This is a genomic window from Mycobacterium colombiense, assembly GCF_001665835.1.
Taxonomy (GTDB): Bacteria; Actinomycetota; Actinomycetes; order Mycobacteriales; family Mycobacteriaceae; genus Mycobacterium; species Mycobacterium colombiense_A.
This window is the reverse complement of the sequence record NZ_LZSX01000049.1, coordinates 1-781: the sequence shown is the minus strand read 5'-3', so window position 1 is coordinate 781 and position 781 is coordinate 1. Positions and strand designations below refer to the sequence as shown.

Here is a 781-nt window from a genome sequence, read left to right as displayed (position 1 = left end):
TCGGTGAGCCAAATTTGCAGGGCGGAAATCACCAGCGAGGCAACAACTGCCGGACGCAATGCGCTAATCTCTCCGGCTTCGATAGCGGCCTCCGCTGCGTGGCTGATCATCTCCATGCCGGTGCGCCACGCCTCGCGCTGTCCGCCGCGCCCGGCATCGATCAATGCCGACGCGGTACCCCAGCTCAGTCCTTCGTGAAGATGCAGGTGCAAGAAGTGAGGATGGGCGGCAAAGAACTCGATCTCAGCGCGCGCACCGAGGAGAATCTTCTCCAGCGGTGAGTCGATGGGCGCGGTGCGGGTCGACACGGCGTCGACGAACTCGGTCATGCGAAGGGCATTGAGCGCATCCCACAGTTGGTCCTTTCCCGTGAAGTGTTTGTAGACCGTCGCCAACGAAACCCCCGCTGTCTTCGCGATGGCGCTCACCTTGGCGTCGTTGAACCCGGTTCGCGCGAATTCATACTCGGCGGAAGCGAGGATCTGTTCGTGGTACATCGCGCGCCGTGCATCGTCGAGGCGGGCGATGGGTGCACCAGGTAGCGGCTGGTCCACGGGTTTGCCTCCTTTCGTTGCGAGATGCTTGTTGCCTCCGCGGAGACCATGTTACCTTGGCCGAGTAACGATGATTACTGATAGAAAAACGACAGTTACTCAAAGAGGGGGTACGCCCGTGACTACGTCCGAGGTCACCGAGCGGACGACTGCGGAACCAATTACCGCCAAGCTTCCGCCGTCCCGCACGCTGCGAGTGCTGTGGATCGTCGCGTTCGGTTCGTTGG

1 protein-coding gene is annotated in these 781 nt (G+C 61.3%); it reads right to left on the bottom strand.

The annotated features are described in order from the left end of the window. Positions 1 to 554 (bottom strand): TetR/AcrR family transcriptional regulator (locus A5760_RS11120; protein WP_231122609.1); only part of this gene is annotated, 554 nt, incomplete at its 3' end. Between the last annotated feature and the right edge of the window lie 227 nt (positions 555 to 781).